The sequence below is a fragment of the Faecalicatena contorta genome (assembly GCF_021531895.1).
Taxonomy (GTDB): Bacteria; Bacillota; Clostridia; order Lachnospirales; family Lachnospiraceae; genus JAFBIX01.
The window spans coordinates 1-1,644 of sequence record NZ_JAFBIX010000070.1; the positions used below are offsets into that span (position 1 = coordinate 1).

Below are 1,644 nucleotides of genomic sequence, written 5' to 3' on the forward strand. Positions count from 1 at the left end.
TTCTTTATATGTCGAATTCACTGACAATTAACCCGTTTTACTTTTATATTTCCTCACAAAATAAGAACGGATGCAAAAAACAATTACTTCGCATCCGTTCTTATTTTGACTCACTATCCAATGGTCTATACCTCTTACTTTCTTTAAATTATAAGATTTAGTTTACGTTTTTGGTGGCTTGTACCTTCCTTTCATAAACTTTTTCCGATACTTAGCGCCTTATTTCTCGGAACTTTTTCAACATTGCTGTTGATTCTGATAACAAATGATTTTTATCTGTTTTATAAATCAATTTTGTTATTTTGTAATTAGATATTAACACTAATCGGTATATTTGTCAATATATATTTCAAATTTATTATTAATATTTCTATCCTCATCTAATATTAATATATTTTCTGATATTTCATTGTTAATTATTCTTTTGTATAGAACAGAAAAGTGCGACACCTAGAATCATCATTCCTCCTATTACTTCTCGTATGGTTGGAATTTCTCCCAAAAAGATTAAGGCATATAATATTCCATACACCGTTTCCATTCCTGATATAAGTCCCGCCGTCTGCGCTTTTACTTTCTTTTGTGCATCTACATATAATGTATATGCAAATGCCGTGCACACAAATCCAATAAATGCTACACCTACTATATCTTGCCTCCTCCAGTGTACATTTAACAAAAATAAGGCCGGAATTAACACAATTGCAGCTGTTCCTTGCTCATAAAAACATATTAGTTTACCATCATATTTATCTGAAAAATAACGATTTGCCAAGGTCAAGAATGCATATGTCAAACTACAGATCATTCCCCAGATGATTCCAACTGTCGTCTGATTTCCTATGGAAAATTCAGGAATTGTTATAAATACACCTATCATCAACAGCATTGCTCCAATAACACTCTGTTTATAAAGCTTCTCATGAAAGACTAACGGTTCAAGAAAAGTCAAAAACAGTGGAAATGTCGAGAAAGTAATCGTTCCAATCGCTACAGAAGATACTTGTATTGACTGAAAAAACGTAGTCCAGTGTACTGCCAATATCATACCCGTTACAATTATCAATACATAATCTTTCTTCTCCTTCAACCTCAACGGCTCTCTTTTCATTCGCATCATTAACAATAACAAAACCGAAGAACATGCCACCCTCCCAAAAGCAACCATAACCGAAGGTATCTCTACAAACTGACCAATTACACCTGATAGTCCAAACATCATTACTGCTATATGTAGATTCAAAATTGCTCTCTTATTCGTTTTCATCTTGTCATCCTCCAGAGTCGAATTGTTATGCTCAAAACATCGCAATATTTATATATTATAATGAATAAATATGCATTTTTCAATCTTTATGGGAATTTAGATTAGTTAGTTGGTAATTGGGAGGTGTACGGCGAGAGGATAGATGGGATGGTTGCCATTGCGGAGTCCTTCGCTAAGAATCCATAACAGGAAAAGAAGCAGATATTTTGTGACCAGGCTGATTCACCCCGAAATCTTGATGATTTCGAGGCCATCTTCTCGCCTGACATCCCCCAAATCCGCAACTTCCTCATCCGGGAGAATTCCTGCGCGTCATGCAGAGCGAACGATCATAGTAAAGATATTGTCAAAAAACTGGCAGAATAACTAACTGAATC

1 protein-coding gene is annotated in these 1,644 nt (G+C 34.8%); it reads right to left on the reverse strand.

The window, feature by feature from the left end; translation table 11 throughout:
* Positions 1 to 412: 412 nt before the first annotated feature.
* Entirely contained in the window at positions 413 to 1,267 is an 855-nt protein-coding gene (locus tag JQM81_RS13425) for a DMT family transporter (protein WP_235234326.1), read from the reverse strand.
* Positions 1,268 to 1,644: the final 377 nt, after the last annotated feature.

Excerpts from the sequence above, each read along its gene's own strand:
- JQM81_RS13425 (WP_235234326.1), bottom strand. The coding sequence starts at position 1,267 with ATGAAAACGAATAAGAGAGCAATTTTGAATCTACATATAGCAGTAATG.